The sequence below is a fragment of the Halodesulfurarchaeum sp. genome (genome assembly GCF_036626455.1).
In the GTDB taxonomy this organism is placed as follows: Archaea; Halobacteriota; Halobacteria; order Halobacteriales; family Halobacteriaceae; genus Halodesulfurarchaeum.
Map to the genome: position 1 here is coordinate 1 of NZ_JAZKRK010000023.1, position 26,667 is coordinate 26,667.

The following is a 26,667-nucleotide window of genomic DNA, read 5'->3' on the forward strand; positions in this document are numbered from 1 at the left end:
AAAATGCGTGGGACCGGATTCGAACCGGCGAACCCCTACGGGACAGCGCCCTCAACGCTGCGCCTTTGACCTAGCTTGGCTACCCACGCGAATCGACGCAGCCGAGGTTTGCCACCCACCAAGTAAAAGGCCTTCTATTCGCCTGTTTTCTCGGCCAAATCACCAGCCCGCTTACCTGTCCAGAACTGGCGTGGTGACGTCTCGATCGGTTGTCTCGCCCTCGATATCGTAGGGATAGTCACCGGTCACACACCCCATACAGAGGTCGGACTGCTCCGTCCCGATGGCCGATGCCACGGCTTCGGGGGAGAGATATGCCAGACTGTCCGCGCCGATGGCGGATTCGACACCCTCTGCATCGTTCTCCGCGGCGATCAACTCGTCCCGGTCGGCCATGTCGATCCCCATGTAACAGGGGGCCGTGATCGGCGGCGCGCCGATCCTGACGTGGACTGACTCCGCGCCGGCATCCCTGAGTAAGTCGACGAGCTGTCGAGATGTGGTCCCCCGAACGATGCTGTCGTCGATCAACGTGACCGACCGATCCTCGACCGTGCTTCGGATCGGGTTGAGTTTGAGTCGGACCGCCCGCTCGCGGGCCTCTTGAGTGGGCATGATGAACGTTCGACCCACGTAGCGGTTTTTCATCAGCCCCTCCGCGAATTCGACGTCTTCGGCCGCCTCCTGATAGCCCGAGGCGTAGGCTCGGCCAGAGTCCGGCACTGGCATCACTACGTCGGTCTCGACCCCGGCTTCCTCCCAGAGCTTGCGGCCGAGTTCCCGCCGGGTTTCATACACCAACTCACCGTCGATGACCGAATCCGGGCGGGCGAAATACACATACTCGAAAAAGCAGTTGGCGGTCCGGTCGGGGCTGAGGAGTTGGTATGCGTCGAACCCGCTCCCGTCCTCGGCCAGGACGACCAATTCGCCGGGTTTGACGTCACGAACGACCTCGCCGCCGAGCGTGTCGATCGCCGCACTTTCACTCGCAATGACGTTTCCGCCGTCGATTCTGCCGATGATGAGCGGTCGGTTGCCCTCCGGATCACGAATCCCCATCACCGTGTCGTCGTGCATGACGGTGAGAGCATACGAACCATGCAAGCGCTCCATGGTCGCTTTCACTGCTCGAACCAGATCCGATTCGAGCAGGTTGCGCGCGAGATCGTGGGCAATGACTTCCGTGTCGCCATCCGAACTGAAGGCATGGCCCTTTTCCGCGAGTTTCGAGCGTAATGCGGTGGTATTCACGAGGTTGCCGTTGTGACTCAGTGCAAGTGACCCGGCTTCGAAGGAGACGGTAAACGGCTGGGCGTTTGACTTATCGACGCTGCCGGCCGTGGGATAGCGAACATGGCCGACCCCCGAGGAGCCGTGCAAGGTGTCGATATCGGTCTCGGTGAATGCCTCGCCGACGAGTCCCATCCCGACGTGTTCGTGTTGTTGAAACCCGTCGTGGGAAACGATACCGGCTGATTCCTGGCCCCGGTGTTGGAGCGCATACAGTGCGTAATAGGTCGGGAGCGCGGCCTCACGCTCTTCAAGGCTCACCCCGACGACGCCACATTTCTCGGTAGGGCCTGTGCGTTGGGGATCGGTGGCCCGGCCGGATGACATGCTGAGTCATAACTGGAGGGACGGTAAAAACGCACCGGGAACGTGCTGATTTCCGCCGCTTTTCCTCGGAAAGTATACACAAACGTGGGTAGAAAAACCCCTTCCCGCAGTCGTCCGTTCGGTTACTCGCCGGCTTTCTCTTGCCAGGCGTAGTCGCGACGTTTGGCCGACGTGCCAAAGCCGCAACTCGAACAGACGCCTTTCTTCACGTGGTAGGACTTCTCACCACACCGTCGGCACTTCACGTGGGTTTTGGTGTTCTTTTTACCCTGACTCGGCGTTCCGGATCCAGTCATAGCTCTATCGAAACGACGTTATCGCCGCGTATAACCGTTGTGTCTTCAGCTCCGGCCACCACGAGGTTCATGTGTTGGTCGTAGCCCTCGAGGACGCCGGTTATGGTCTCACCACCCTTTAGCGAGACCGTCACTGACTCCTCCAGCGTGTCCTCCAGAATATCGAGAGGTCGGCCACTCATACGCTCGCAAACGTCTTCTGTCGCATAAACGCACCGAAACCGCTTACAGACTCACGTCGAAGTCAGTCCGATCCGCCGACTGCACGGCGGTTTCGACGGCGACCTCGGCTGCCGTATCGAGGTCTTCCAGGTCGATCACCTCGACTGGCGTGTGCATGTACCGGTTCGGAATCCCGAGGTTCAGACTCGGGGTCCCACCACGCTGGGTGTAGAAGGCGTCTGCGTCCGTGCCTGTCCGACGACCCGATGCCTGGAGTTGGACTGGCAGGTCCACAGCCGAGGCGGCGTCTCGGACTGCAGAAACGACTTCCGGGTGATTAGCCGTCCCGCGACCGACGACCGGTCCTTCGCCAAGAGCGACGTCATTGGCCCGTTCGTTGGGGTAGGCAGGGTTATCCGAGGCATGGGTGACGTCGACTGCGATAACCGCGTCAGCGTCGATTTCTGTCCCGACCATCTTTGCCCCCTTCAATCCGAGTTCCTCTTGGACCGTTGCGACCGCGTGCACGGTCACGTCGATGTCACGCTCGATAGCGCGGCGGAGCGCTTCCGCGGCCACCCAGATTCCGGCCCGGTTGTCGATTCCGCGGCCTGCGATTCGGGTGTCCGCGAGTTCGTGGAGACCGACGGCTGGAATCGCCGGGTCACCGACTTCGACGAGTTCTTTTGCGGCTTCTTCGTCTTCGGCACCGATGTCGACGTGTTGGGCAGCGATATCCGGAACTTCCTCAGCGCTCGAGCGATCACGGAGATGGATTGCGGTTTGGGCGATCACGCCGTTGACCGGTCCGTCGTCGCTTTGAATCTCGATCTGTGTTCCCCGAGAGATGGTGGCATCCGAACCGCCCACCGGAATAATTCTGAGGAATCCCTCGTCGGTGATGGCGGACACGGCATACCCGATCTCGTCTGCGTGGCCCGTTACTGCGATCGAGACGTCACTCGATCCCTCGTGGGTTGCGACCGAATTGCCATACGAGTCAGTCGTTACCTCGGGCGCGAACTCGGAGACGTACTCGACCCACGCCTGGAGTGCTGGCGTTTCGTACCCCGAGGGACTTGGCGTTGCGAGCAGCGTTTCGAGGAAATCCCGTTGAGTGCGTTCCATACACCGATTCGATTCCGGAGGGATTTGAAACGCCCGGTCATTCGAAGACCAGCCCAAAGGCTATCGTTTTGCGGCCCGGATCTAGATCTATGGGACTCCTGGATATCCACGTCGACCAAATCGAGTTCGAGACCGTCCCGAAGTTCGTCCTCTTCGGTGGATCGGACCGGGACGAAACACGTGACACCTCAGCATCGGTCACGACCACGCCAGCAGGGAGTCTCCCCGTGTCCCTGACCAAAGTCGTTGCCGTGTCCCTCGTGGCGACCGTCATCGCGTTCGGGGTGGCCTGGCTCAAAGGGTTCATCGACTCGCAACTGAATTTGAACTGTTAGCCGACCCACAGAGGTCAGTCGAGGGGATCGTCCTTCTTGTGGAGTGGCGTCGGGAGCACCTATTCCGTGAGCAACACGGCATCGACGTACCGATCGAGTTCTGCCATAACTCGTCGTTCCTGGCCGATTTTGGAGGTAACGCGCTGGTTCATTCCGCCTGACAGCGTGGCCAACAAAAACGAGGCGACCTGGTCTTCGTCCACGTCCCGAAACACTCCCTCCTCGATGCCATCTGCGAGTATTTCGACGAGTTTGTCATGCACGACCTGGTCGTTGTCGGTGAAATGATCGCGAAATCGGTCGTCATGGGCTGCCTGGGCCCGCAATTCGACCATCGCACGCATGAAATCCAGGGATTCATCGCCTGGCGTCGAACTGAGTGAGTGATCGAAGACCGTCTGCAGGCGCTCATCTGCAGGTTTGGTCGCTGTTCCTGGGACCGTTCGCTCGAACTCCTCGAGCATGTACGAAAGGAAGTCCAACAACAACTCGTCTTTGCTATCGTAGTGGTGATAGAGGAGTGATTTGCTCTTCTCGAAATCGTCGGCGATCCGAGCGATTGTCAATCCGGCGTAGCCGTGTTCACAAAGGGCCTCGTAGGTGGCCTTCATGATGGCTTCTCGCGTGTCCTCGGGGTCGTCGAGGAACGAGTTGCTGAGGACCATTGGTGACTGAATATTCCATCAACGCGTTTCAAGTTATTGGTTACCAGACCGCCGGAAGGACTTCCTTTCTCGACCCAGTAGCGAAGATATGAATCCTATCGGGGGTGTCAAGGCAATACTCGGGGCGACGGGAGACGGCGGTGTCGATTGGCCTGCGGCCGGGGACGCGGCCCGGGATTTGACCGACTCCGGCACCCTCGAAATCTCAGCACCCGTTCGTGAGGGATACGCGAGGGACATCAAAGCCGCACACCGTGAGGTTTCGGCGGTCTCCGGCATCGAGTTTGCTGTTCCTCGAACCCTCGAGGTACAGAACCGTCATCACTGGATCGATGGAACCCTCGAAACGCTGGAACTGGGATTTGAACCGCTTGCGAACGTGGGCGGATCGGTCCCGGCCGTAACAGGGCCAGTCAACACGGCATCGGTGGCTGGCTCGGTCGCGTACCTTTCGCGTCGGGTACTGGGGCAATACGACCCCCACCTTTTCTCTGATGCCGGCGATCACGGCCTCTATATCGTTCATCCCAACATTGTCGCCGGGGCAACCGAACTTTCGGTCGATTTCGACCGGTTTCGGCGCTGGATCGCGTTTCACGAAGTGACTCATGCAGCAGAGTTCGGAGCCGCTCCGTGGCTGCGTGGGTACCTCTCGGATCGGGTGCAGGCGATCGTCGCCGAACTCACGCATAGCTCCGTGCCGCGCCAGCCGTACCGGGAGTTGAACCGGGCGATGACAGCCGTCGAGGGCTATGCCGAACTTCTCATGGACGAGGCCTTCGACGAGCAATCCGCTGATCTCCGGCGGAAACTCGACGACCGTCGGGATTCAGGTGGGCCGTTTGCGCGACTGATCGGCCGACTGCTGGGGCTCGAAATTAAACGGGAACAATACGAACGTGGCCGGGCGTTCTTCGAGGTGATCGAGTCCCAGCGAGGGGTAGCGGGCGCGAGCCGGGTCTGGGATGATCCATCATACCTTCCCCGGTCGGCGGAACTTGAGACGCCTCGTCGGTGGCTGGATCGGGTCCCACAAGCGGGCGGAGCCTGATGAGAGCGACATTGTTTTTGGCCCGGGTCACCTCCCACTTTTCGTGAACTGTCGGGGCGACGTTCGGACCGTCGGAGAGATCCGCACAGTCGCTACTGGGGGCAGGGACCGGGACGTGGCCACCGTCAAGCTATCGGTTGACGGGGAAGACGTTCGCCTCTCGCTGGTGGGAAACTGGGCCGAAACCGCCTCGATTCTCGAACCGGGCATGGAACTGCTTGGGACCGATCTCGAATCCGATAGGGACAAATTGCGGACGACTGAGTCCTCACGGGTGGTCGTCGAACCGGAGTTTCTCGTCGACGTCACTAATATCCGATCCTGGGTGCAATGTCCTCGGCTGTACTATCTCAACAAGATCGGGGGGTTGCCGCTCAAATATCCCGTGACGAAAGGAACGATCGTCCATGAGGTGTTTGGCGACCTGCTGCGAGGGGTCGATTTCGATACGGCCGTCGAAAACCGGATCTCAGAGGCCGCTCTGGAACTGGGTTTGCTTGGTCGTGATCGAGAATCGGTCACAACGGAGGTGACAACCAATGCGAGAGCGCTCGAAGTCTGGCTTCAGCAGGGACGACTCGAGTCGGATAGCTGGCGTTCTGAGGTAACCTTACTCAGCGACACCTACGGGATCAAGGGACGGTGTGACGCGATTCGCCGTGGAACCCCTGTCGAACTCAAAACCGGGAAGAACACGAGCCGAAATCCACGCTTTCAAGACAAGATCCAGGCGGCCGCGTATGCCCTTTTGCTCACCGAACAGGGAGTCGACGTAGATACTGGAACGTTGCTGTACACGAAGAACGCGGCTCTTGAGGAGGAATCAGGCGATCTCTCGCCAGCCAAGGATTTCCCGATCGGGAACGGGCTTCAGGAGTTCGTCCTTCGCACCCGGAACGAAATCGCAGCGATGGAGCATGACATGTCCGTTCCGACCGGCTACGAGGGTGATGCAACCTGCCAGTACTGTTTCGAACAGGACACCTGTCTGGTGGTTTCAGGCCGATTCGATCAGAAATCAAAAGCTGGGTCAGTTGGTGATCCACTCCCCGAAGCGGATCGAGAGTATTTCGCTGCGCAGTACGAAGCCATTGAAACCGAACGGCAAGCCATCCATCGCGAGTACGCCAAACTCTGGACCCAGACGCCGTCCGAACGGGCGGAGGCGGATCGAGCGCTGATCGACCTGGAACCGACAGGGCGGGAGCAATTACCGACCGGCCAGTGGGAAATACGGGCGACCCGGCCCGCCGGCGCCGTTTCCAAGATCCGCGAAGGTGACCGGGTTTTGGCGAGTGACGGCGATCCGATCGACGGCCATTCCGAACTGGCGGTCGTCGAGTCTCTGGAGTCGACGGTTGTGGTGACCGCCGATGAACCGCTCGAACTGCGCCGGCTCGATATCTACCCCTCCGAGTTCTCGGTCGATCGGATGTTGACGGCGCTCCACGATGGGCTACTGAAGGGACCATCTCGCCGCCGAGATCTGCTTTTCGGACGCGAGACGCCTGATTTCGAGGGGCAAGACCAGGAGCTGATCGGGAATAACCCGACCCAGAACCGGGCGGTGAACCGGGCGCTGCAGGCGCAGGATCTGGCACTGATTCATGGCCCGCCCGGAACCGGGAAGACGTACACGATCGCCCGCTTGATTCGTGAACTCGTCGACCAGGGCGAGCGAGTGCTTCTGTCTGCTTTCACCAATCGGGCAGTGGACAACGCACTCGAAGCCCTTCTCGATCAGGAGTTTTCAGACGTTGTTCGAATGGGAACGAAGTCGGGAGTGAGAGGGGATATGGCCCACCTTCGCTTGGAAACTGACGGCGACCCGGCCGACCGAGCTGAGGCCCTAGAATCGGCGTCTGTGGTCGCGGCGACAACGGCATCCTGTGGGTCTCGTGTGATGCGATCCCAATCCTTCGACGTCGTCCTCGTCGACGAAGCGAGTCAGCTCACCGAACCGGACACCCTCGCAGCGATAAACCGGGGTGATCGGTTCGTTTTGGTCGGTGACCACAGACAACTCCCACCGGTCGTGCAGTCAGAAGCCGAGTTGGGGACCTCACTTTTCGAGCGGCTCATCGACCTGTATCCCGACGCGGCAGTGATGTTGGACCGGCAGTATCGCATGTCTCAGCGCATTCAGGCATTTGCCTCCCGCGAGTTTTACGATGGTGCGCTCAGACCGGCGACGGCAGCAGTTGCCGGTCAGCGTGTCAGCGATCTGGGGCTGGACATCGACGGGGATGATATTTACGACGGCGTCGAGTTCGTACTCGTCGAGGGGACGAGTGCCGATCATACTGACGAGGTGGAGGCCAACCGAGTTGCCGACATTGTGGCTTCGTATCTGGACGCTGGAGCGAACGCCGCTGACCTTGGGGTGATCGCCCCGTTCAGGGCACAGGTCTCGACCATCGAACCGTTGGTCCCGGAGGGTGTCACCGTCGACACCGTCGATCGGTTTCAGGGCTCGAGTACAGAGATTCTACTCGTTTCATTTGTCGCTTCGGGGAGTTTGGATGGGCCCCTGTTCGAGGACGAACGTCGGATGAACGTCGCGCTCACGCGAGCGAAGAAGGCACTCGTGCTGATTGGAGACCCTGTTGCGCTGAAGAGCCGAGACCGCTATGCACGAATGCTCGAATGGGCTCGCGGTCCCTGATCACACGCGACGGAACCAGCCGAAAATGGGAAGCCACAAGGAGGGCCATCGGAATGGCGATCCAGACCGACCGGCGAGAAGGTTGTACTGACTGAATTTCCGGAATCGGGCCCTCATCCAGTCGGGCTCAGTTTGTTCCCAGCCGGACTTGACGGCTGGACCCAGTCAACGAGTACCGCAGCTACCAGCCCGACAGCGATCGAAATCCCAAGGGAGACTGTGATACCACTGTTCCAGAGGAGGAGGAGCACAGCCAGGGATAGCAGAAACCCGAGGCTGAATCCGGCGACGATTCTGGCGATCCACTTTTTGTTCGAAGCCTCCTCAGACAGCCCGACTGCAACGCCGCCCCCAGCCACGGCAGCAGCCAGTAAGCCAACTGAAATCCCGATGAACACCGAAAACTCGACCCACTGCTCGAAGATGGCCGTCACCGCGCCACCGACCAGGAGGAACGTTGTGAGCCCGACGCTTAATGTGAGAAGCAGCGATTTTCCGTTCATTGTGGCCCTCCTCACTCCGCTGGGGTGGCTTCACTGCGCTGTTCTTCAACCGTTGTCGTGGCAATCGGTCCAATGTTCTTGCCGCTTTCACCTGGACCCCGGAACCGCCGCCAGCCGAAGAGTCCAGCCAGGAGTGTCGATACGAACACGCCCACCCCAACGAGTGTTCGAAGAGGTAGGATCCGCGCCGTTTTCGAACCTGCTTCGAAGGTGGCAGAGTCGAACGTCACAGCCTTGGAGTCCCTGGTCGCCGCTATCTCGCTGTGTGTGCCAGATTCCAACGTTTCTGGGCCAATCTGGGCGCCTTCAAAGTGCGGTTCGAAACGGGTTATTTTTGAAATCATACGGTCTATACGTCGTCAGTATTTATCGGGTGGCGTATGCTTCTCGCCGTCTGAGAATGGGAGCCGCGGACCGGGCTGGTAGTGGGACAAACTTTGATTGTCATTTGCTGTTTATTGAGGGCTTCCACCGAGGTAATGATCTTTCTGCGATTCCACGGTTCTGTGAAATTTGACGCCCCCTACTCGTCGGGTTACGTCGCTTCACCAGGGGCCGATGTGAGCTACTCTCAGTCGCTTTCGATGGCTTCCGTGACCCGCTCGTGAAACGCACGGAGCGCGGCGTCTTCATCTTCGGCGAGCACCACGTCACTGGTTGAAAGGGTGGCCAGCCCAAAGGAGAGCGGACTCGGTGAGGAGCGGGTCTGTGATTCGATCTCGATCGCCCCGTCCTGGATCTCGCCGAGTATCCGTCGAATACCGGCCAGGTCGAGTTTGTCCTCGATGATCTCGCGGTGGGTCTCCTCGAGAACGGCAAAGTCCGCCAGGTCCTCCGCAAAGCCGAGCAACATCTCAGCGGACACCTGCTGGCGGCTGGCCGATTTCTCGTGGCCTTTGTACCGTTTGAGAATCATCAACGATCGGGTCGCATTGATGCGGAAGTAGCGTTCTCGAAGGTCCGTCCCGTCGAGACTCGCTTTGAGGAGGTCACGAGCGTCTTCGGGGGCGGTGGACTCCAGCAATCCGGCCACGTCCACCTTTCGGTTCAATGGCATCGAGAGGGTGAATCCGGTGTCATCGACCGCGATAGTGACGTTCGCCGTGGCTTCGGCGGCCACCTGGTGTGCAAGTATCCGGGACAGCCCGTCATTGAACCGACGGCCGTAGGGGGATCTGACGTAGTACCGTCGTCGGTAGTCCTCGCGATTCGTGACGTGTTCGACAACGAGCCGATCGGGTGTGCTGATGCTTTCGGGGCCAGCATACACGATCTGCTGGTCGATCATCCTGGAGAGCGCTCGGACGCTATTCTCGTCTATCGGTGCGTCTCGCAGGCGCGACCTGAGTTGGGCCCGACCCGTCTGGAAGGTTTCGATGAGGTCCTCCTGGAAGTGGGCGATCTCGACGCCGAGGTCGAATGACCGGGGTAATCGTTCGGAGTACCAGGAGGGGACGGTTGCCCGGGCGCTCGTGCGATCGACATAGACCTTCGAGCCCCGACGGTAGCTGTATTCGTATTTCTGGCCCCCGAGAACGAACACGTCTCCCGGGTCGAGGGTATCGAGATAGTCCTCGTCCAGGTCGCCGACCCACTGGTCCTCCCCCCGGACGAACACGTCACAGGAAAAGGAATCCGGAATCGTCCCGATGTTCGTCATGTAGATCATTCGGGCGAGGCGACCCCGTTTTCCAATGAGGGTCTGTCCGATCGAAAACTCGGGGTAGTGGTGCTCGCCGTCTGGGGGGTCATTTTCGTCGACCCAGACCTTGGCGTAGACGTTCCGATCCTCCATCCCATCGTAGGCGGCCTGGAGATAGCGGAGTAACTGCTCGAATTCGGAGTCAGTGTACTCTCGATACGGGTCGGCTCGCCGGAGAATCCTTTCGACCTCCTCGAATGGCCGCGGTCCATTGATCGCCATGCCGTAGACCTGCTGGGCCGCCACGTCCTGGGCTCGTTCGGGGATATGAACCCGGTCGACGAAGCCGTCGCGGGCCCGCTCGAGCATGACCGCACATTCGATCAGTTCGTCGAGGGCGAGGGCGAAGACCCGGCCGGTGACGGTTTCACCGAGCTGATGGCCGGCCCGGCCCACTCGCTGAAGCAGCGCCGCGACGGATTTCGGTGACCCGATCTGAACGACCAGGTCGATGTGGGGCATATCGATTCCGAGTTCGAGACTCGTCGAGGTCGTCACCACGTCGACCGTTCCGTCCTTTAGGGCCTGTTCGACGTCGTGGCGACTCTCTTTTGAGAGCGAGCCGTGGTGGGCTCCAGACGTGGCTTCGTCGACATCGCCTCGCTCCCGGAGGGTTTCGAGGACCCGCTCTGCTCCAGAGCGGGTGTTCGTGAAGACGAGGGTGCTGTCGTGTTCGTCGATCAATGCCGCCAGACGGTCATAGAACCGCTCCTGGATCGTCGCTCGGGGCGTTTCGATGAGGTCAGCAGCGGGGGTCACGAGTTCGATGTCGTAGTCCCGCATGAATCGAGTGTCCACGAGTTCTACGTCGCGTGGTGTTCCCTCCTCGAAACCGACCAGAAAGTCACCGATTTCCTCGAGCGGTTCGACCGTGGCCGAACAGCCGATTCGAGTCGGCTCACTATCAGCGAGTGCCTGAAGCCGCTCCAGGCTCACCGCGAGATGCGTGCCCCGCTTGTTGTCCGCGAGGCTGTGAATTTCGTCGACGATGACGTACTCAACTGTTCGGAGCTTTTCCTTGAACTTCGGCGAGTTGAGCAAGATTGCAAGGGTCTCAGGCGTTGTATTGAGGATGTGGGGCGTCTCATCGAGCATTGCCTGTCGGGCGGCCGAATCCGTATCACCATGTCGGATCGCATGCCGAATCTCGGCGAGGTCCTCGCCCCGGTCCGCCAGTCGCTCATAAATTCCGTCCAGGGGTTCGGTCAGATTGCGATGGATGTCGTTTGCGAGGGATTTCAACGGAGAAACGTAGAGACAATAGACCGTGTTTTCCAGTCCCTCGGTTCGCTCCCGAACGAACAGTTCGTTGATGATGGCCGTGAAACTCGCAAGCGTCTTGCCCGACCCGGTGGGGCTCGCGATGAGCGTATGATTTCCCGCTTCGATATGGGGAATCGCCTCCCGCTGTGGCGGGGTGAAATAGCCGCCGTTGTCCGAGACAAAGCCACCGAACTGGTCCCGCCACCAGTCGCGAACGGCCGGTTCGAGCGTTTCGAGAAGCTCTCCGTCGGGGACCGTTTCGGGATCAGGACCCTGCGCGGGCGTCTCCGGACCCATTCAGCCGCGGGTATGAGTTCCGGGGGGTTGTAGCTGTTGGCCGAGACGGGCAGAGGCCCGGGAAGATTTCACAACCGAACTCGGCGAACGGTCATATTCGAGCATCCGATCCGGGACGTGTAACGGGCCATTCATCGATCAGCAAAACGGTTTTCTCCGAGCCCTCACGAGACCCGTTATGGAACTGACCTTTCTCGGAACGGGATCGGCGATGCCGACAGCCAAGCGCGTTCAGTCAGGCCTTCTCCTGACAGAGGGCGATAGGCGATTGCTCGTCGATGCGGGGAGCGGGACTCTCCATCGGCTTGCAGGCACCGAAACCGGGTACGAGGGGGTGGAGACAGTTCTGTTGACACATCTGCATCTCGATCATGTCGCGGATTTGCTCCCGCTCTATAAGGCTCGATGGCTGGCCGGAGCGGACACCCTCACAGTTGTCGGACCACCGGGAACTGAATCGCTTCTCGACGGGTTGCTTGAGGTTCACGATTACCTGGACGGGCGTCTCTCACTCGCTGTTCGGGAAATCGAAGCCGGGTCGACGGAGGTTGCAGGATTCGACGTCACGGCGATGCCGAACAGACACTCGATGGACGGGTTTGCATACCGGTTTGAGGACCGACTCACCCTGAGCGGCGACACCCAGGAGTTCGCCGGATTGATCGACTTCGCGGCGGTTGGCTCGGTGCTCGTTCACGACTGCTCGTTTCCGGATGGAGTCGACGAGGACGCTCACACCACCCCGACGAAACTCCGTCGGGTGCTCGCTGGTGCACCCATCGATCGGGTGTATCTCACCCATCTCTATCCGCATACAAGGGGCGAACACGAGTCGATGATCGAAATTATCGAAGCCGAGTTCGACGGAGAGGTCCAGATTGCCACCGATGGATTGACCGTCCCCGTCTCACTGATCAATTAATGGGATAGCGAAGGAGGGCCGCGATTCCGCCGAGGTTACGGAGCTGTTGGCCCGGGTCGAACTCGTGTGAGAAGACGGTGATATCGCCGCCCTGGTTTTCGACCTTTTGGATCAACTCGTTCACGTCGACCGCCCAGTCACCCTCGCCGGCTCGTTCCTGCCGAAGCCGTTCGTCCAGGATCAACAATGTATCGACGGCCCCGTACTCGGTGGCTTCTGCAACGGCGTCGATTCCATATGCAGCCGCCCCATTTTCGGCGATTCGCTCGGTCAACTCATCGATGGCTGCGGACTCCTCCGCGATTCGAGTTTCACGTCGGACGTCTGCAACTGCGCCGCGTTTGAGGACCTCGTGGACCCCTCGCCCACCGACTGCACTTGTGTCGACGACGGTGACACTCTGCGTGACGGTGGAGTTGGATTCGATATGTTCGAGAGCGTCCTGTTTCGTAAAGCCCGGGCCAGCGAGGATGACGGCATCTGCGTCGAGATGCCCGAGCGCCGAGGCGAGTTCCTCGAAGAGTTCCTCGCGACCGCCCGTGAATTCGCCTTTGCCGGTCGTGTTCGTGAGCGAGACGTATTCGTCGACGCCGTACTGGGCGACCGTGTGAACGTGGGCTTCGCCCTCAGCCACGGTTGCGATCGCAACAGTCGGCTGATCGGTCTCCGCTTCAGCTTCCTCGATGCGGTCCCGCTGGTCGGGCTTCCAGTGTTTTTCGATATCGATAGTGTCGTGTTCCTCGACGTTGAGGGTGTGATGGAGACCGAGTTGGTCCTCGCGTGAGCAATCCTTGATGATGCCACCGACCCGGAGTCGATTCGAAAACTTGTGAAAGTCGACGTCATCCACCTGCAGGGTGACGTGCATATGTTCGCGCTCCCCACCGGTGTCACGCATGTTGTCCTCCTTGCGCTGAATGCGCCTGTGGGTATCGCCGGCAACGAGATCTCCGGGCTCGATGACGTAGGTGAGATGCCAGAGATCGTCCAGACTCTCGGGAACGAGGCTGACCGCCTCGCGACCGCCCTCCCGTTGGGACCACTCCCGAACGTGCATTAGTGGCCTTTTGCCGCGTTCGCCTAAGTGGATTCCCTTTCCTACTCCTCTCTCATCCGACTGGTCCCCGGCGGCATGAACTTTTGAATTTCGTCGGGGCTGGCCACTTTGCGGACGAGTGTGGTGTCAGCAAAGCGTTCCCGGAACTCCCGGTACAGCCGCTTTGCAACGTCGCCCTGGGCATACCGACCTGGTTCGATTCGAATGGCCGTTTCGGCCTGGTTTTCGATCGGCTCGGGTGGCCCACCGACGACCCTCGTTTCCGGTTCGCAGGTGATTCCAACCGCGGCCCCGACGGGTGTGTCATTGAAATAGGTGCGATCCCCGCGTATCGCGAAGCCACCTTTTTCGAGGTATTCGCCACTTTCCGGGGTCTTCGAGACCTGGTCGCCTTCGACCATGTAGACGTCACCGCTGTATCGGCCCTGCTTCCATACCGTCGAGAACGTCACGGCGAATTGTGCGGCCTCTTCGAGACTCTGCTCTGGCACCTCGATGTCTTTGGCCGGCTCGCTCGGTTCGCTCGTTTTGAGGATGGTTGCGGGCCCACCGTGTGCCTGGGTGTGGAAGAACCGATCGGCGTGTTCCATGTACTTGCTGACCAGTTCCTCGTTCTGGTCGGCGTTCCGGCCGCCGAGGACCAGAAACCCGTCGCTCGTTCGGAACCACCGAAACCGATCGTACCACTTTTCGGGCTTTCTGATCGGGACAGAGTCACGGTTGATCCAGTCACGGTCCTCCATTGATTCGGTTTCGGCCTCGGAATCGTCCGCTTTGATGTATTCCTCCCGTCGGTTTTCGAGAGCTTCGAGTTCTTCTCTGGTGTTTTTGATGGCTTCGAGGGCTCCCTCACGCTTGGATTCGATTTCCTTGGCCCCGGTGTACAATCGGTCGGCGTTTTTCTCGACGCCAGAGCGTGGGTCGAGTGAAATCATTCGGTCCGCAATTTCGATTCGGACGCGACCCTCCGCTTCGTTGATGTCCGTGACTGCTTCGGCGGCTTCGATGCCCTTCTCGGCACCGGCTTCGAACCGTTCGTAAATGTCAGTCCAGGAGTGGCCGGCTTCGCGGGCCTCCCTGACGGTCTCGAGGATTTCGTCGACGAGTTCGTAGTTCGCGTACAGCAGTTCGGCCTTTTCTCGTTCGACGTCGGCTTCCTCTTGGAAGCTCTCGATAGCCTGTTCCTGCTGTTCGATGATCCGTTCGCGGCGCTCGATTTCGGCGTCAAAGTCGGGTCCAGCGGACTCACTTCCGGTTTCCGGTTCCGCTTCGGCCTCGGACAGGGAGCGGAAGTACGTGTCGAGGGCGGCGTTGAACGAGTCAAAGGCCTCGCTTTCGAGGTGGCTATGCTCCTCGAGGGGGACCGGGGTCACGTCCACAGGGTCTCCGTCCTCCCGATATAGCCGGGGCTCCGTGTTACCTTCACGGAGTCTATCGAGGAGATCCCGCATCTCTTCGTAGAGCCGGTCGAAATCCTCCGTTTCGGCTTCGGCTATGTCCATCGTTTTCTCGACGCCCGCTCTGGTGCACAGTTCCTCGCCGTAGGTCCCACCGAAGTTCACCTGGGTCGCAAGGGTCCGGACGAGGTCGGTGTCCGAATCGGCCATGGCCGCCCGGAACTGATCCTCACTCATCTCTAGCGGATTGATCCGCGTTTCGGGGAACCCGTATTGGGCCCCTGGAGCCACCGTTCTGGATTGGAGGCGGACAGTCGAGAGCGAATCGACGACGGCCCCGCTCTCGTCGAGGACGGCGAGATTCCCTTCCCCGAAGAGCTCGGCGACGACGGTCGTGTCCTCGTCGCCCCGTCGAAACTCGAATTCGAGGATCCGATCGAACCCATGTTGGGAAACAGCAGCCAGATCCGCACCTGCGATACGGTTGCGCAGCATTTTCGCGAAGTTCGGCGGCCGGTCGGGGGCCGCAGGGACGAACTCCGGTTCCGTGACGTGGACGCGTTTCGTCTCACCGACCTGTACGAGCAACTCGATGCGGCCCCGCTCGTAATCCCGCATTTTGAGTCGGACGAGGCTGTCGTCGTAGAGGTAGGCCTTGTCCACGGTCGCGCCGGTGTAGGCCCCCAGTTCCCCGACCAGGGCGACCAGTCCGACGCTCGTGACTTCCCGCTTCGGGTCCATGGTCATATTCAGTCGGAGCATTGGGTTAGGACCATCGGTCCCAATAGCGTCTCACACACCGGAGGAGGGTTTATACACAATCACCAGGCCAAACCTGTCTATCCCGAATTGGAAAACCCGGCGCGGCTCGCGGGAGTGCGGCCGACCGCGTCGGCGGGGGAGGCCGCCTGCTCGCCCCTCTTGTGATCAGTCCAGAGACGTACTGACGTACGGACCGTCCTGCTCGTACTCCAGTTCCTCCCGGTAGTATTCCCGAGCCCCGATTCCAGCAATGACGACGAGCTTCGAAACGCCTGCCTCGCGAGCCCGCCGCTCGGCTTCCCGAACCAGCCGCTTGCCGTATCCTTTGTGCTGAAACTCCTCGCCGGTCTTACCCAGTCCGACCTCGTTGCCATAGACGTGGAGCTCTCGAATGACAGCCGCATCTTCGAGTTCCGACCGCCGGGCTGCCCCAGGGAAGCGAAGCCTGAGGAACCCGATTAGCAGGTCCTGGTCGGCGTCCTCGAAACTGATGAAGTGTTCCGTCCCACCCCCAGCTTCGTAGGTCTGTCCGCTCAAATCGATTTCTTTCGGCTCGTCGTCGCTCATTCCGACCTCCCGACAACGAACACAGTCACAGGTCCACCCGTGCTCGTCCATCCGCTCACGGGCTATTTGCCGCAAATTCGACTTCCAGACGCCGGCGTCGATGAAGTCCGCCGGGATGTCCCGCTGAACCCGCTGTAACCGAACGTACGGTGGCAGATTGGCTTTGATCTCGGCGACCAATTTGGCGGCCTGTTCGTTATCAAGTGGGTCGAACTCGCCATCTCGCCACATGTCGTAGATTCGGGTTCCACGCACCACGAGTGTCGGGTAGATCTTGAGATAGTCCGGCCGCCAGTTCGAGTCCTCAAAGAGCCGACGGGCATCTTCCCTGGCCATGGCCACGGAGGTTCCCGGTTGGCCCGGCATCAGATGGAAGCCGACCTTGAATCCGGCATCGCGTAATCGCCGGCCCGCGTCGATGGCATCTTGGACCCCATGTCCGCGATGCATTTCTCGATGGACCCCTTCGAACGTCGTCTGAACACCCACTTCGACCTTCGTCACTCCGAGCCGCAGCATTCGGTCGATCTGATCAGGACCACACCAGTCCGGCTTCGTCTCGAAGGTCGTCGAAACGTTTCGCACCGTTGCAGTTTCGTTCTCCGCGAGCACCGCCTCGAGTGACTGCTCAGTCTCTTCTTCCGGCGACTGGGCGAAGCTTTTGTCTTCTGTCGGGGCTGGCGGGTCGTCAGGATCGAACTCGTTCATCGCCTGAATCGCCCGCCGGACGAACCACTCCTGGTACTCGGGGTCGCGGGCGGTCATCGTGCCGCCCATAACGATGAGTTCGACTTTCTCAACCGGATGACCGATGTGGCGCAACTGGGCCAGTCGGAGTGTGACCTGGCCGTATGGGTCGTACTCGTTCTGCTCGGCCCGGGCCGCTGCGGGTTCGTGGCCGGTGTAACTCTGGGCGGAGGAAAACTCCGAGGCGGGCCCTCCTGGACAGTACAGGCACTTCCCATGGGGGCAGGGCTCGGGGCTCGTCATGACCGCAACTGGGGTTACCCCGGAGGCGGTCCGAACGGGCTTTCGTCGGAGCACCGGCTCTACCTGATCCCGTTTGTCGTCGGGCGCGGCTGCAAGGATGTCACCGTTCGTGGGAACCTTCGGCGAGGAATAGGTTCCACAGGCGTCGAGTTTCGCTTGCTCGACATCGTCGCGGTCGACAGCACCGTCGATGATCTGGGCGATGACGTCCGCACACGCAGCGTCGAAGCGTCGCTCGCCCTCCTGGTCCATACCGAATCGAGCGGAGACCCGCCAAAAAGGGTGTCGTTCAGCCCAACCAGGCCGAGACTTCCTCGATTACTGCATCGAGGACATCTTCGCGTCGCCCGGCAAGGAATTCGATCCGTCCGTCTCGACCTCCGCGGGGGGTAACCCCTCCACCTGGAACGCGCTCGGCCACAGCCTCGCCGATGGCCCGCACGTCGAGCGCGGTCGAACGCTCGAGGAAGAGTTCGTCCTCGTCGAGCGCGATCGTGACCATCGCATCCGAGTCTTGCGCCTCTCGGCGGTGCAGTTCCGCGAGAAGCAGGTCGGTTGGCGGGAAGTCGTAGCGATGGGTGTAGGCCGCGACGTCGAGGACGTCGATCTGGACCCCGTTCTCACTGCGGCGCTGTAGGTGTGGCCGTGCCGTTTCGACTTCTGTTTCGAGTTTCGTCTCGAACTGCTCGCTCAATGGCGCCGCCAGCGAGGCATTGCCGTCGTCCCAAAACAGGTCGGCGATGAGTTCGCGCTTGTCCTCGTAGGACTGGTAGAACGCCTCGAGGGCCACAGCGTTCCGGATGTCAGTTATCGTGTCCAGTTCGTAGCCAGCGTCGGTTGCTATCTCGGCGTATGGAGCGGGCGGCTCGGTCCAGAAGCTCGCTGCGGGTAGATGGGACAGATCCGCTCGAACCTCGTCGTTCACGAGTGCCCCAAGGTGGGCCCCGAGCACGCCCGTCGAGACGGGACTTCCACCGGTGGCAGTCGGACTGACGAGTTGATCTGCAGCGTCGGTCGCGTCGGTGTCCGCATAGCCGCCATCTACCACGACACTGCTGGCGTCGTAAATCGAGAGCAGCGACAGTCCATCCACGGATTCCAGGGTCGAACCAGCGTCGATGAGGACAAACAGCGGATGGGTTTCGTCGTGTCGGTCTGCGGCCTCGAGCATGGAGGTGACGTCGGTCGTCGCCGCTTCGACGTCGTAGATCGGGTCCTCCAGCGGGCGCCGGTCGACGAAGTGGTACTCCGCACCAGCGTCTGCGTGTTCGTCCCGAATGAGCGGGAGCAGGGCTCGTTCGAGTGCGGCCCCACCGACGTACCCTTCAAGGGTGGCCGTATGTCGAATAATGACTGGTCGGGATTCGATGACGGCCCGACGGATGGCGGTCGCCGCATCGATCAGATCCGCTTTCACGGCCTCGATCGAGGGATCGGCAACGAAAAGCGAGGTCTCGGGCGGTTCCGACCGTTCGGAGACTGCGTTTTCCCGACGGTCCGTAACTTCTTCCGCGTCCTCGCCCGACAGCACCGATAGGGACTCGGTTTCGACCTGCACTTCGCCCCGATGCTGTTCGACGACACCCACGATGCGGATGATGCCGTCCGTTTCGATGTCCGGATAGGCTCTGACGCCCGCTTCCTCGAAGGCTGCACAGTCGACACTCCCGGTTTCGTCTTCGACTTCGAAGATCGTCGGTCCGGCCGTCTGTCGAATGGTCGTTACCCGTCCTTCGACTGCGACCGTCGAATCGAGCGCATTTTCGAGTTTGGTGATCGGGAGCCGTTCGATTTCACCACTTGGCTCCGCTGGCTCCGCACGTTCGGTCGGTTCTGCGTCTGTTTCTGCGGTTGCTTCGGATTCGGCCGGCTCGGATTGACTTACAGAATCGTCCGATACGGATGGACTCACGGAATCGTCCGATTCGGACGGACTTACGGATTCGGCCGAGCCACCGTCGGTAGATCCGGGCTCTGTTTGCGCTCGCTCGACGGCTTCCGGTTCGCCGAGGGTCGATTCTGATGTCTTCGCTTCGGTGTCCGGCCTCTCTTCGTCTTCCGCTGCCGCCGAGTCGTGGAGCACCGGTTTCCCGACCTCCGGGTCGTCGATCATTCGGCCCCGGAACTCCCGCTCGGCCTGTCGAAGTGACCAACCGAGGTCGATGTTTCCATTGTCGTGAATCGCAAGGACCTGAACGAAGACCCCCTCCCCCGAATCCCACGCCAGGGATTCGAGACGTTTTGGTATCTCGCTTCGATGCAACAAGCCGGTTACGGGCCCGATGTCGACGAAGACGCCGAACTCCGCGAACCCATCGACGGTCCCGCGGTAGTATCGATCCGGCGTAAGTTGGTTTGCTCTGGAGCCACGAAACTCGAAGAACACGTCCTCCTCGTGCGTGCTACAAACGTCGCCGTCAGCGGGTGAGCCACAAATAACACACGTACCCATTTGTAATAAATCGAAACCGCCGAACTCCTAAACGCTTGTCGAATGCCGGCTCAGTCTCGTCGGACCTCGTGGCAGTTTCGACAGCGTGCCTCATAGGTCTCCTCGGCGCCGACTTGAATGGTGGGCTCGTCGATGTGAGCGGGTTCACCGTCCACGAGTCGCTGATTGCGCGTCGCAGGCTCTCCACAGACTGCACAGATCGCTCTGAGCTTGTCGACGTACTCGGCGTTGGCCATCAACTGTCCCAGTGGTTCGAACGGTTCTCCCCGGAACGTCTGATCAGTGCCGCTGACGATGACCCGACGTCCCTCGTTCGCCAGGTCATCGATGACCGTGACTATTTCGACGGGGAAGAAGTTCGCCTCGTCGATGGCGACAACGGATTCGCCGTCCAGACGGTTCGGGATCGACCGAACACCGTCGGGTGTATTGTCGACAACAGTCGCCTCCCACGTGTGGCCAGCGTGGGAGCCGAGTTCGGCCTGTCCGTAGCGATCATCGATTGCGGGCGTAAACGCCGCAACTGACTGGCCCGCGATTTCTGTCCGTCGCAATCGTCGAAGGAGTTCCTCGGTCTTGCCGGAGAACATCGACCCGGAGATGACCTCAACCCACCCGTTTTCCCTGATCGCGCGCATACTTTGTACCCGGGCGCCACCCATTAAAATCAGTCCGATTCGTGCTCTCCTGCGCCGACGTTGTGTTTCCCTTCAAAAGTGATCGGATCCGGTTCGATCGAGGCGTATTCGACGATACGCTGGCCGAGTGTGTCGAGTCGGTCCTGGAGGTCCGGATCGGTAACGACACCATTTTCCACCGCCGTATGTGAGTCCGGGATCGCTGCTTGGAACGGGAGGACCCAGGCGTCCAGCGCCCGGAGTACGCCTCGCAGGTGATCGAGCGCCGGGAGTGGGAACCCGCCGCCGGCAACTGCCATCAGTCCGACTGTTGTATTTTCGAATTCGTCGAAGCCACAGTAGTCAAGCGCGTTCTTCAGCGGGGCTGAATAGGACCCGTGATACACCGGTGTTCCAAGCAAGATGGCGTCGAGGTCCCGAATTTCGGCTCGCAACTCCGGGGCATCACCCGCATCTTTCGCATCCGCATCGTACACTGGCAGCTCGTAGGTCCTGAGATCGATGAGCCGCGCCGTGGCGCCATGGGATTCGACGGCATCGAGAGCGTGCTCCAGGCCGACGCGGGTCACACTTCCGTCCCGCAAACTCCCGACGATCGCGCCGATTGTTGGTGACATGGTCGACGGTTGGACCGTTTGGTACGTAAAAGGGGGGTGATCGCCGGAACAGTGGTGACCCGGCTAGGGCCTGAGCTGAACGGTTGCTTCGCCGGTATCATTGAGCGCGAGGAGCCCGTCTCCCGCCAGGTCCGCGACCAGGTCGCGCAGCCATTCCTGGTCGTCGGCCCCATTCGGGTCGTAATCGACTCGGATTTTGGGCCCGAGTTCGTCGAGTGGAAGTTCCCCGTGCTCGCTTAGCGTGCGAACGATTCGGCCGCGGAACTGGCGTCTGCTCCCCTCGAATTCGGGTTGTGTGGGCACGTCCGGCGCAGTGAAATCGCCGGTTTTGTAGGCTCGACACCACTCGCGCCATGGACACTCGGCCCCATCACAGCGTGGTGTTTTCGAACAGGCGACACCGCCCAGTTCCATGATGGCGTTGTTCCACAGCCCTGGCGACTTAGCGAGCACCACGTTCTCGGCTGCCGTTTCGAACGCTGTATCGTCATCCGGAACCCCAAACGCTCGATGGAGCACTCGTTTGACGTTCGTGTCAACGACTGCTCCACCGGTGTCGAAGGCAAACGACGCCACGGCCGTCGCGGTGTATGGCCCGACTCCCATCAGTGACTCGAGCTCCTCGGGGTCGCGTGGAAGGATCCCCCCGAATTCGGCTTGGACCTGTTGGGCCGCCTCGTGGAGATAGCGGGCTCGGTTATTGTAGCCCAGGCTATGCTCTGACCAGAACGCGACGATGTCGGACCGGTCCGCTCCAGCCAGCGCGGCCACCGTTGGCCATTGCTCGATGAAGTCCTCCCACGGGCCGACAATTCGCTCCAATTGGGTTTGCTGGCTCATCACTTCCGAAACCAGAATCTCGTAGGGGGCCTCCGTTTCGCGCCAGGGAAACGACCGGTGGTCCGCTTCGTACCACGAAACGAGTGCCTGCTGGACCGCATTGATATCGAGGGCCGAGAGCGGGTCCGTCATGACTGGGATGACATAGGTAGGTCGCCTGACTTTGAAAAGTCATGGAAATGTGTGGATTTCGTCCGAAACGGGTTTTTCCGTGGCCCCGTGAATCTGTCTTATGAGTCTGGACGATCTCACCGCTGACGTTGAAGACGCCTATGGCGACCTCGATTCGGTCGAATTCACGCTCGACGACGAGAGCAGACTCGAACTCGCGATGCTCCAATCGGCCCTCGAAGAGGACGATCCGTCAGCGCTCGTGTCTCGGGCCATACACATGCTCTTCCAATCGACGGCCGAGACGGGAAAACTCGATTTCCACCTCAGGGGTCGGTACGACGTGACATACGACGAGTATCTCTCCGGCATGACCTACGATGACATGGCTGGCATGGGCGAGCGTTCGGGCGGAGAAGAGGACCGTCGGTATCAGTTTTAGGCAGGATTAGAGCCTTTCCCAGACATCGTCGAGGGCACTCCCTGTTCGCTCGATGATTTTCCCCCACGCCGCCGTGTTCGGTGCAAGACCGACCAGCCTGGCGACTTTCATTATCGAGACGTGGTAGACAACCTGAGCCCCCTCTTCAGTCTCCCAGATCGCGACGTTGCACGAAAAGAGTCCACCTATCTCGTTTGCGGTTTCCTCGAGGGCATCATCCGCCACTGCGGGACTGCAGGCGCCGAGAACCGTGTATGGGTCTCGTTCGGCGTCAACCTTCTCGTTGACCATTTTCGAGGGGACAAACTCCGTTGCGATGCCGAAACCAGCGTCTTTCAGGAGCCCACGAACGTGTTCGACGGCCTCCTTGTGTGTCATTTCCAGTTCGGCGCGACGCTCGCCGCGGTCGCTCGGGTCGATCGTGGCCGGGTTGACCGGGAGGTCGGTTGTCATGGGTATCTGTTCCACAATGGCCCCTTTAAGGGGAGAGCCACCGGCGAATTGCTCCATTTTTGACGGGTTCGGTTGGGGATGGTCCGGGATAGTTGCCCCTGAGGTTTTTACTGTCCCGCCCGTGGACCGACCATGACAACCCTCGGACGGATCGATCGCGATCGCCTCGGGTGGTGGGCAATCGCGCTCGTGCTTGCCGTACTCGTCGGCTATCTTCTCACCTCCTTCATCGGCACGTTCGTCTTCGGTATTTTCGTCTACTATGCCACACGACCCATCCACAAGCGTTTGAGCCGTGTCATTCAAAATCACTCACTGGCTGCGGGTGTCTCACTCGTGGCACTTGCCCTGCCTGCGTTGCTGTTGGCCTTCTACACGGTCGCCATAGCCCTGCAAGAACTGAACAACTTCCTTGAAACCCAGGACGTGGGGTATCAACCCCTGCAGAGCCTTCTCGCTCCGTACTTCGATGTCTCGCAGATCGTTGCTGACCCATTGTCGCTCCTATCGGGCCCCGGCACGCTGGAGACCGTCCAGACGATCGTGCAGGAATTGATGACCTATCTCGGCTTTTTCGGCATCGGCGCGTTGCATCTGTTCGTCGTGATCATCATCGCGTTCTATTTGCTCCGGGACGATCACCGCCTTGCGGGGTGGTGGCGCCAACGCTTCGCGGATTCGGAGGGCGTTATGGAGGCCTACATGTACCGGGTCGATCGGGACTTTTCGAACATCTTTTTCGGGAACATCCTCAACGCAGTCCTCACAGGGATTATCGGAGCCGCGGCGTATTCTGTGCTCAACGTCCTTTCACCGGCAGGTCTACATCTACCGTATCCAGCGCTCCTGGGGTTGTTGACCGGGGTCGCGAGTTTGATTCCGGTGATCGGCATCAAGATCGTCTACGTTCCAGCCGCCATCTACCTCGTCATCGCAACCGGTGGTGACCCAGCTCTGGTGTGGTTTCCGGTCGTGTTCGTTATCGTGTCTTTCGTGATCGTGGACGTGATCCCCGATCTGGTCCTCAGACCGTACGTTTCGGGCCGGAACCTCCATCTGGGAATGATAATGTTGGCCTATATTTTCGGGCCACTGCTCTTTGGCTGGTACGGACTGTTCCTGGGGCCGATGCTGCTGGTGCTTTTGGTTCACTTCGTCGCGCTGGTTCTCCCAGAATTGCTCGTTGGCGCACCGATTCAACCGGAGGCTGTTCCGGATCCACTGTCTCAGGCCAGCGACGAACCCGACTCGGGGTCGGAGGACGAGGCATAGGCTCCTCGGCCAGGCGATGAAAATCGACTGCCGAGTTACTCGATATCGACGTAATCGATTTCCCAGTCCCGGCGCGCTTCGATCTCCCGCTTGCCACGGCGCGTGACCGTGTAGTAATTCGTCCGTTGGTCACGCTGGCCTTTGTCGATGAGCCCTTTGTCGACTAACGTATCCAGATTCGGGTAGAGCCGACCGTGGTGGATTTCTGATTCGTAGTACTGTTCGAGTTCCTCTTTGATCGCGAGCCCATGTGGTTCGTCGAGGCCCGCCACGACATAGAGGAGGTCTCGTTGAAAGCCTGTAAGGTCATACATGTGTGAACCCTGATACAGTATATTTGCCAGGCAAATATAAGTATATTGGGTCAAGAGAGTCTCGAACCGGATCACTATCAGTGAATGGAATCTGAAACGTCACCTAATCGAATCGGCAGGTTTGGGGTGGTCATGGAGCCCGCTTCCGAGACCCAACGTTCAGCGCTGGCTCGACGGACCGAACGGTTCTGGTGAACTGTTTGTGAAAAGGTAGCGGGATCGGAACCCGATCCCGCTGCCGCCCTGAGTTGGTCCCCGCTGACGCTTCGGCCCTCCAAAGCGAAGCGTCATCCCGAAGATACAGATGGTTGGTATTAAATCTACCGTCGGCCCCAACATTTCGAGAATCCCAGTACCCTGTCCCGCCTGTGTCTCGTGTTTACGCCGGGTCAGCAACTGCCATTTGGCACGTTCAGGCCCGCTCCAGTCTGGAGAGCCCGTGCCAGATCGCGTTCACCAACCTGTCGGACCCGGTCCCTTCGGCGTCCTCCCACCCCCTTGCTATAGCATCTTCGAGTACCGCAAGGGAGTGGTTCTCGAAGTTGTTCACCCCACGGAACTCCTCGAGGGCCTCCCGTTCTTCCTCACCCATCGCTGTCGTGGGCGTCCCGTCGTAATGGTCTAGCGTGACGAGAATCTCCAGGACCGATTCGGCGGTCGACCCGGAGAGTTCTCGCAGGTCCTCCGGTTCGGCCCGCTCCAAAAGCGTGACGTCGTAAATCCGGAACACGCGTTCGAGTTCCGCTATCGGTGACTCGTGATCGTCGACCCGGACGTCGATCCAGCGATCGTTCCGACCGTCGTACCCGCCTTCGGGTTTCACGACGTACATGGCCGCAGATTGCTCTCCCCGGCGGTCGCCTCCCGCTTCGTTCCCCGCTTTCAGGGCGGCTATGAGCCGTTCTGGAAGTCCACCTGCCGTCGTCTCATAGGCCTCGGCCATCGCATCCAGGGTGTCGGGCCCCTCCAAAATGTTGCCCTGGATGGTATAGTGCTCACCCTGCCGATCGCCAGCGTGGTCGAGACATTCCTCGCCAGTAAACGCTGCTACTGAGCCGTTCTGACCCACGATACCGACCTGTCTGCTCTCGGCTTCCTCGTCGTCCTCGATCAATTCGTCAATGACCGCCTCGGCGTCTGCGCCCGACCGGAGTACGGCCAGTCCATCGGGCCCGTAGGCCACATTCGCGTAGCTTTGGGTGGCTATTCCACCGGCGTCGGCCGCGGCAAACGGGACGACTGATCCGACACTGACGAACTTCGATTGGACCGCGATGCCGATCGCCTCCTGTGCTGGGTCCCGAGCGACGATCGAAAACGTGGCTGGACGGACTGGCATACAGCCAGGTCGCCCGGAAACGGCAAAATACTTGGCCCTGATGGGGTGGACCGCGACGCCTTTGGTCCCGGGCCGTGAAGACAACCTATGGAGGTTCGGGGGATTCGGGAATGCAAGGATTGTGGCACCCAGTGGTCGTATTACGAGACGGGGAGTCCGGAGTGTCCCGAGTGTGGAAGCATGCACAGCGTCGGTATCGGTGAGCGCAAGCCTCACACCGATCGGCCTGCGGAACTGGATTTGGACGTGGCACTCGACGCACTGGTAAATGAACGATATCGCGAGGCTGGTGACGCCGCGGACGATACAGCCCGCCAGTATGTTCTCCGTCGTGGCTTTGTCAGTGGCGGGGACCTGCGTTCCCTTACGGACGCATATCTCGCCGCACACGAAATTCGGCATGTAGCGCATCACCTGCGACGGTCGATGACCACGGGTCTCGGCGGCGAAGAGGTGGACCTCGAGTACGTCAAGACACTGTTCGAGGCCGCGAACGAGGGGAGTCGACCCCCTGCCGAGGCAGTTCCGGAGCCCATGACCGGGCCACGAGGGTTGGCTGTCGCGGATGCAGTGAGTGACTATCACGACGCGCTCAAAAGCTGGGTGGACACGACGGATGTGGCAGTGGACATCGATGGGCCACTCGAGCAGGTGGACAGTCACGTTCGCCGGATTCGAGCGCTGGAGGGGACAGTCGAACCGGAACGGGCCGAACAACTACTCGATGCGGTCCGAGCAATCGGTACGTCCCTCCAGACTGGAACCGAGAACACGTTGATCGAACAGGCCCTGTCCGCGCTGCAGTAG

Annotated in this window: 25 protein-coding genes and 1 tRNA gene; 7 read left to right on the plus strand and 19 right to left on the minus strand. The window is 60.3% G+C overall.

Features of this window, described 5'->3' with window-relative positions; all coding sequences use genetic code 11:
* Positions 1-4: 4 nt before the first annotated feature.
* The 5 genes from V5A26_RS07880 to V5A26_RS07900 form a co-directional block, all read right to left on the minus strand.
* Positions 5-89, minus strand: a tRNA-Leu gene (locus V5A26_RS07880).
* Between the two features lie 82 nt (positions 90-171).
* A complete protein-coding gene (purF, locus tag V5A26_RS07885) occupies positions 172-1,620 on the minus strand; it encodes an amidophosphoribosyltransferase (protein ID WP_332321219.1) in 1,449 nt (482 codons plus the stop codon).
* Between the two features lie 122 nt (positions 1,621-1,742).
* On the minus strand, positions 1,743-1,916 hold the full coding sequence (locus V5A26_RS07890; protein WP_332321220.1) for a 50S ribosomal protein L37e: 174 nt from the start codon (positions 1,914-1,916) through the stop codon (positions 1,743-1,745).
* Positions 1,913-2,098, minus strand: a complete 186-nt coding sequence (locus V5A26_RS07895) for an LSM domain-containing protein (protein WP_332321221.1) — start codon at positions 2,096-2,098, stop codon at positions 1,913-1,915. Before V5A26_RS07895 ends, V5A26_RS07890 begins: the two co-directional genes overlap by 4 nt.
* 43 nt (positions 2,099-2,141) lie before the next feature.
* Positions 2,142-3,206 (minus strand): M20/M25/M40 family metallo-hydrolase, encoded by a 1,065-nt coding sequence (locus tag V5A26_RS07900; protein ID WP_332321222.1) that lies wholly within the window; start codon positions 3,204-3,206, stop codon positions 2,142-2,144.
* An 89-nt stretch (positions 3,207-3,295) separates the two neighbouring features.
* Here V5A26_RS07900 and V5A26_RS07905 point away from each other — a divergent pair, with 89 nt between their 5' ends.
* Positions 3,296-3,541, plus strand: coding sequence for a hypothetical protein (locus V5A26_RS07905; RefSeq protein ID WP_332321223.1), 246 nt, complete (start codon positions 3,296-3,298; stop codon positions 3,539-3,541).
* A 59-nt stretch (positions 3,542-3,600) separates the two neighbouring features.
* On the opposite strand, the gene V5A26_RS07910 is transcribed toward V5A26_RS07905, so the two are convergent.
* Positions 3,601-4,206: a TetR/AcrR family transcriptional regulator gene (locus V5A26_RS07910; protein ID WP_332321224.1), complete on the minus strand. Its 606-nt coding sequence runs from the start codon at positions 4,204-4,206 to the stop codon at positions 3,601-3,603.
* Between the two features lie 88 nt (positions 4,207-4,294).
* On the opposite strand from V5A26_RS07910, the gene V5A26_RS07915 reads away from it, so the two are divergent.
* The gene (locus tag V5A26_RS07915) at positions 4,295-5,257 is read left to right on the plus strand and encodes a zinc-dependent metalloprotease (RefSeq protein WP_332321225.1); all 963 of its coding nucleotides are present in this window, start codon (positions 4,295-4,297) and stop codon (positions 5,255-5,257) included.
* Positions 5,258-5,300: 43 nt separating this feature from the next.
* Positions 5,301-7,922 (plus strand): AAA domain-containing protein, encoded by a 2,622-nt coding sequence (locus V5A26_RS07920; protein WP_332321226.1) that lies wholly within the window; start codon positions 5,301-5,303, stop codon positions 7,920-7,922.
* 113 nt (positions 7,923-8,035) lie between these two features.
* Here the strand turns inward: V5A26_RS07920 and V5A26_RS07925 are convergent, their stop codons facing one another.
* The 3 genes from V5A26_RS07925 to V5A26_RS07935 form a co-directional block, all read right to left on the minus strand.
* Positions 8,036-8,425 carry a hypothetical protein gene (locus V5A26_RS07925; protein WP_332321227.1) on the minus strand — a complete coding sequence of 130 codons (390 nt, stop codon included), beginning with the start codon at positions 8,423-8,425 and terminating at the stop codon, positions 8,036-8,038.
* An 11-nt stretch (positions 8,426-8,436) separates the two neighbouring features.
* A complete protein-coding gene (locus V5A26_RS07930) occupies positions 8,437-8,769 on the minus strand; it encodes a hypothetical protein (protein ID WP_332321228.1) in 333 nt (110 codons plus the stop codon).
* 227 nt (positions 8,770-8,996) lie between these two features.
* Positions 8,997-11,687, minus strand: coding sequence for an ATP-dependent helicase (locus tag V5A26_RS07935; protein ID WP_332321229.1), 2,691 nt, complete (start codon positions 11,685-11,687; stop codon positions 8,997-8,999).
* A 178-nt stretch (positions 11,688-11,865) separates the two neighbouring features.
* Between V5A26_RS07935 and V5A26_RS07940 the strand changes: the two genes are divergently transcribed.
* Positions 11,866-12,609 (plus strand): MBL fold metallo-hydrolase, encoded by a 744-nt coding sequence (locus V5A26_RS07940; protein ID WP_332321230.1) that lies wholly within the window; start codon positions 11,866-11,868, stop codon positions 12,607-12,609.
* Here the strand turns inward: V5A26_RS07940 and V5A26_RS07945 are convergent.
* The 7 genes from V5A26_RS07945 to V5A26_RS07975 form a co-directional block, all read right to left on the minus strand.
* The gene (locus tag V5A26_RS07945; RefSeq protein ID WP_332321231.1) at positions 12,602-13,666 is read right to left on the minus strand and encodes an mRNA surveillance protein pelota; all 1,065 of its coding nucleotides are present in this window, start codon (positions 13,664-13,666) and stop codon (positions 12,602-12,604) included. The genes V5A26_RS07940 and V5A26_RS07945 overlap by 8 nt on opposite strands.
* A gap of 41 nt (positions 13,667-13,707) precedes the next feature.
* Positions 13,708-15,804, minus strand: coding sequence for a ribosome rescue protein RqcH (gene rqcH / locus V5A26_RS07950; RefSeq protein ID WP_332321232.1), 2,097 nt, complete (start codon positions 15,802-15,804; stop codon positions 13,708-13,710).
* A 186-nt stretch (positions 15,805-15,990) separates the two neighbouring features.
* On the minus strand, positions 15,991-17,634 hold the full coding sequence (locus V5A26_RS07955) for a tRNA uridine(34) 5-carboxymethylaminomethyl modification radical SAM/GNAT enzyme Elp3 (RefSeq protein ID WP_332321233.1): 1,644 nt from the start codon (positions 17,632-17,634) through the stop codon (positions 15,991-15,993).
* A gap of 37 nt (positions 17,635-17,671) precedes the next feature.
* Positions 17,672-19,834 (minus strand): DHH family phosphoesterase, encoded by a 2,163-nt coding sequence (locus V5A26_RS07960; RefSeq protein WP_332321234.1) that lies wholly within the window; start codon positions 19,832-19,834, stop codon positions 17,672-17,674.
* A 50-nt stretch (positions 19,835-19,884) separates the two neighbouring features.
* The gene (locus tag V5A26_RS07965; RefSeq protein ID WP_332321235.1) at positions 19,885-20,472 is read right to left on the minus strand and encodes a thymidine kinase; all 588 of its coding nucleotides are present in this window, start codon (positions 20,470-20,472) and stop codon (positions 19,885-19,887) included.
* A gap of 29 nt (positions 20,473-20,501) precedes the next feature.
* Positions 20,502-21,089 carry an NADPH-dependent FMN reductase gene (locus V5A26_RS07970; RefSeq protein WP_332321236.1) on the minus strand — a complete coding sequence of 196 codons (588 nt, stop codon included), beginning with the start codon at positions 21,087-21,089 and terminating at the stop codon, positions 20,502-20,504.
* 63 nt (positions 21,090-21,152) lie between these two features.
* Positions 21,153-22,061 carry an A/G-specific adenine glycosylase gene (locus tag V5A26_RS07975; protein ID WP_332322321.1) on the minus strand — a complete coding sequence of 303 codons (909 nt, stop codon included), beginning with the start codon at positions 22,059-22,061 and terminating at the stop codon, positions 21,153-21,155.
* Between the two features lie 100 nt (positions 22,062-22,161).
* Between V5A26_RS07975 and V5A26_RS07980 the strand changes: the two genes are divergently transcribed.
* The gene (locus V5A26_RS07980; protein ID WP_332321238.1) at positions 22,162-22,482 is read left to right on the plus strand and encodes a hypothetical protein; all 321 of its coding nucleotides are present in this window, start codon (positions 22,162-22,164) and stop codon (positions 22,480-22,482) included.
* A 6-nt stretch (positions 22,483-22,488) separates the two neighbouring features.
* Here the strand turns inward: V5A26_RS07980 and V5A26_RS07985 are convergent, their stop codons facing one another.
* Positions 22,489-22,935 carry a DUF302 domain-containing protein gene (locus V5A26_RS07985; protein ID WP_332322322.1) on the minus strand — a complete coding sequence of 149 codons (447 nt, stop codon included), beginning with the start codon at positions 22,933-22,935 and terminating at the stop codon, positions 22,489-22,491.
* A 132-nt stretch (positions 22,936-23,067) separates the two neighbouring features.
* On the opposite strand from V5A26_RS07985, the gene V5A26_RS07990 reads away from it, so the two are divergent.
* On the plus strand, positions 23,068-24,207 hold the full coding sequence (locus V5A26_RS07990; RefSeq protein WP_332321240.1) for an AI-2E family transporter: 1,140 nt from the start codon (positions 23,068-23,070) through the stop codon (positions 24,205-24,207).
* Between the two features lie 35 nt (positions 24,208-24,242).
* Here the strand turns inward: V5A26_RS07990 and V5A26_RS07995 are convergent, their stop codons facing one another.
* Positions 24,243-24,521 (minus strand): PadR family transcriptional regulator, encoded by a 279-nt coding sequence (locus tag V5A26_RS07995; RefSeq protein ID WP_332321241.1) that lies wholly within the window; start codon positions 24,519-24,521, stop codon positions 24,243-24,245.
* A gap of 412 nt (positions 24,522-24,933) precedes the next feature.
* Positions 24,934-25,860, minus strand: a complete 927-nt coding sequence (locus V5A26_RS08000; RefSeq protein WP_332321242.1) for a DUF1028 domain-containing protein — start codon at positions 25,858-25,860, stop codon at positions 24,934-24,936.
* A gap of 87 nt (positions 25,861-25,947) precedes the next feature.
* Between V5A26_RS08000 and V5A26_RS08005 the strand changes: the two genes are divergently transcribed.
* Positions 25,948-26,667 carry a DUF7117 family protein gene (locus V5A26_RS08005; RefSeq protein WP_332321243.1) on the plus strand — a complete coding sequence of 240 codons (720 nt, stop codon included), beginning with the start codon at positions 25,948-25,950 and terminating at the stop codon, positions 26,665-26,667.

What these genes read in the sequence shown, in the direction of transcription:
- purF (WP_332321219.1), bottom strand. Translation starts at nt 1,620, where the DNA reads ATGTCATCCGGCCGGGCCACCGATCCCCAACGCACAGGCCCTACCGAG.
- V5A26_RS07890 (WP_332321220.1), bottom strand. Translation starts at nt 1,916, where the DNA reads ATGACTGGATCCGGAACGCCGAGTCAGGGTAAAAAGAACACCAAAACC.
- V5A26_RS07895 (WP_332321221.1), bottom strand. Translation starts at nt 2,098, where the DNA reads ATGAGTGGCCGACCTCTCGATATTCTGGAGGACACGCTGGAGGAGTCA.
- V5A26_RS07900 (WP_332321222.1), bottom strand. Translation starts at nt 3,206, where the DNA reads ATGGAACGCACTCAACGGGATTTCCTCGAAACGCTGCTCGCAACGCCA.
- V5A26_RS07905 (WP_332321223.1), top strand. Translation starts at nt 3,296, where the DNA reads ATGGGACTCCTGGATATCCACGTCGACCAAATCGAGTTCGAGACCGTC.
- V5A26_RS07910 (WP_332321224.1), bottom strand. Translation starts at nt 4,206, where the DNA reads ATGGTCCTCAGCAACTCGTTCCTCGACGACCCCGAGGACACGCGAGAA.
- V5A26_RS07915 (WP_332321225.1), top strand. Translation starts at nt 4,295, where the DNA reads ATGAATCCTATCGGGGGTGTCAAGGCAATACTCGGGGCGACGGGAGAC.
- V5A26_RS07925 (WP_332321227.1), bottom strand. Translation starts at nt 8,425, where the DNA reads ATGAACGGAAAATCGCTGCTTCTCACATTAAGCGTCGGGCTCACAACG.
- V5A26_RS07930 (WP_332321228.1), bottom strand. Translation starts at nt 8,769, where the DNA reads ATGATTTCAAAAATAACCCGTTTCGAACCGCACTTTGAAGGCGCCCAG.
- V5A26_RS07935 (WP_332321229.1), bottom strand. Translation starts at nt 11,687, where the DNA reads ATGGGTCCGGAGACGCCCGCGCAGGGTCCTGATCCCGAAACGGTCCCC.
- V5A26_RS07940 (WP_332321230.1), top strand. Translation starts at nt 11,866, where the DNA reads ATGGAACTGACCTTTCTCGGAACGGGATCGGCGATGCCGACAGCCAAG.
- V5A26_RS07945 (WP_332321231.1), bottom strand. Translation starts at nt 13,666, where the DNA reads ATGCACGTTCGGGAGTGGTCCCAACGGGAGGGCGGTCGCGAGGCGGTC.
- rqcH (WP_332321232.1), bottom strand. Translation starts at nt 15,804, where the DNA reads ATGGACCCGAAGCGGGAAGTCACGAGCGTCGGACTGGTCGCCCTGGTC.
- V5A26_RS07955 (WP_332321233.1), bottom strand. Translation starts at nt 17,634, where the DNA reads ATGGACCAGGAGGGCGAGCGACGCTTCGACGCTGCGTGTGCGGACGTC.
- V5A26_RS07960 (WP_332321234.1), bottom strand. Translation starts at nt 19,834, where the DNA reads ATGGGTACGTGTGTTATTTGTGGCTCACCCGCTGACGGCGACGTTTGT.
- V5A26_RS07965 (WP_332321235.1), bottom strand. Translation starts at nt 20,472, where the DNA reads ATGCGCGCGATCAGGGAAAACGGGTGGGTTGAGGTCATCTCCGGGTCG.
- V5A26_RS07970 (WP_332321236.1), bottom strand. Translation starts at nt 21,089, where the DNA reads ATGTCACCAACAATCGGCGCGATCGTCGGGAGTTTGCGGGACGGAAGT.
- V5A26_RS07975 (WP_332322321.1), bottom strand. Translation starts at nt 22,061, where the DNA reads ATGACGGACCCGCTCTCGGCCCTCGATATCAATGCGGTCCAGCAGGCA.
- V5A26_RS07980 (WP_332321238.1), top strand. Translation starts at nt 22,162, where the DNA reads ATGAGTCTGGACGATCTCACCGCTGACGTTGAAGACGCCTATGGCGAC.
- V5A26_RS07985 (WP_332322322.1), bottom strand. Translation starts at nt 22,935, where the DNA reads ATGACAACCGACCTCCCGGTCAACCCGGCCACGATCGACCCGAGCGAC.
- V5A26_RS07990 (WP_332321240.1), top strand. Translation starts at nt 23,068, where the DNA reads ATGACAACCCTCGGACGGATCGATCGCGATCGCCTCGGGTGGTGGGCA.
- V5A26_RS07995 (WP_332321241.1), bottom strand. Translation starts at nt 24,521, where the DNA reads ATGTATGACCTTACAGGCTTTCAACGAGACCTCCTCTATGTCGTGGCG.
- V5A26_RS08000 (WP_332321242.1), bottom strand. Translation starts at nt 25,860, where the DNA reads ATGCCAGTCCGTCCAGCCACGTTTTCGATCGTCGCTCGGGACCCAGCA.
- V5A26_RS08005 (WP_332321243.1), top strand. Translation starts at nt 25,948, where the DNA reads ATGGAGGTTCGGGGGATTCGGGAATGCAAGGATTGTGGCACCCAGTGG.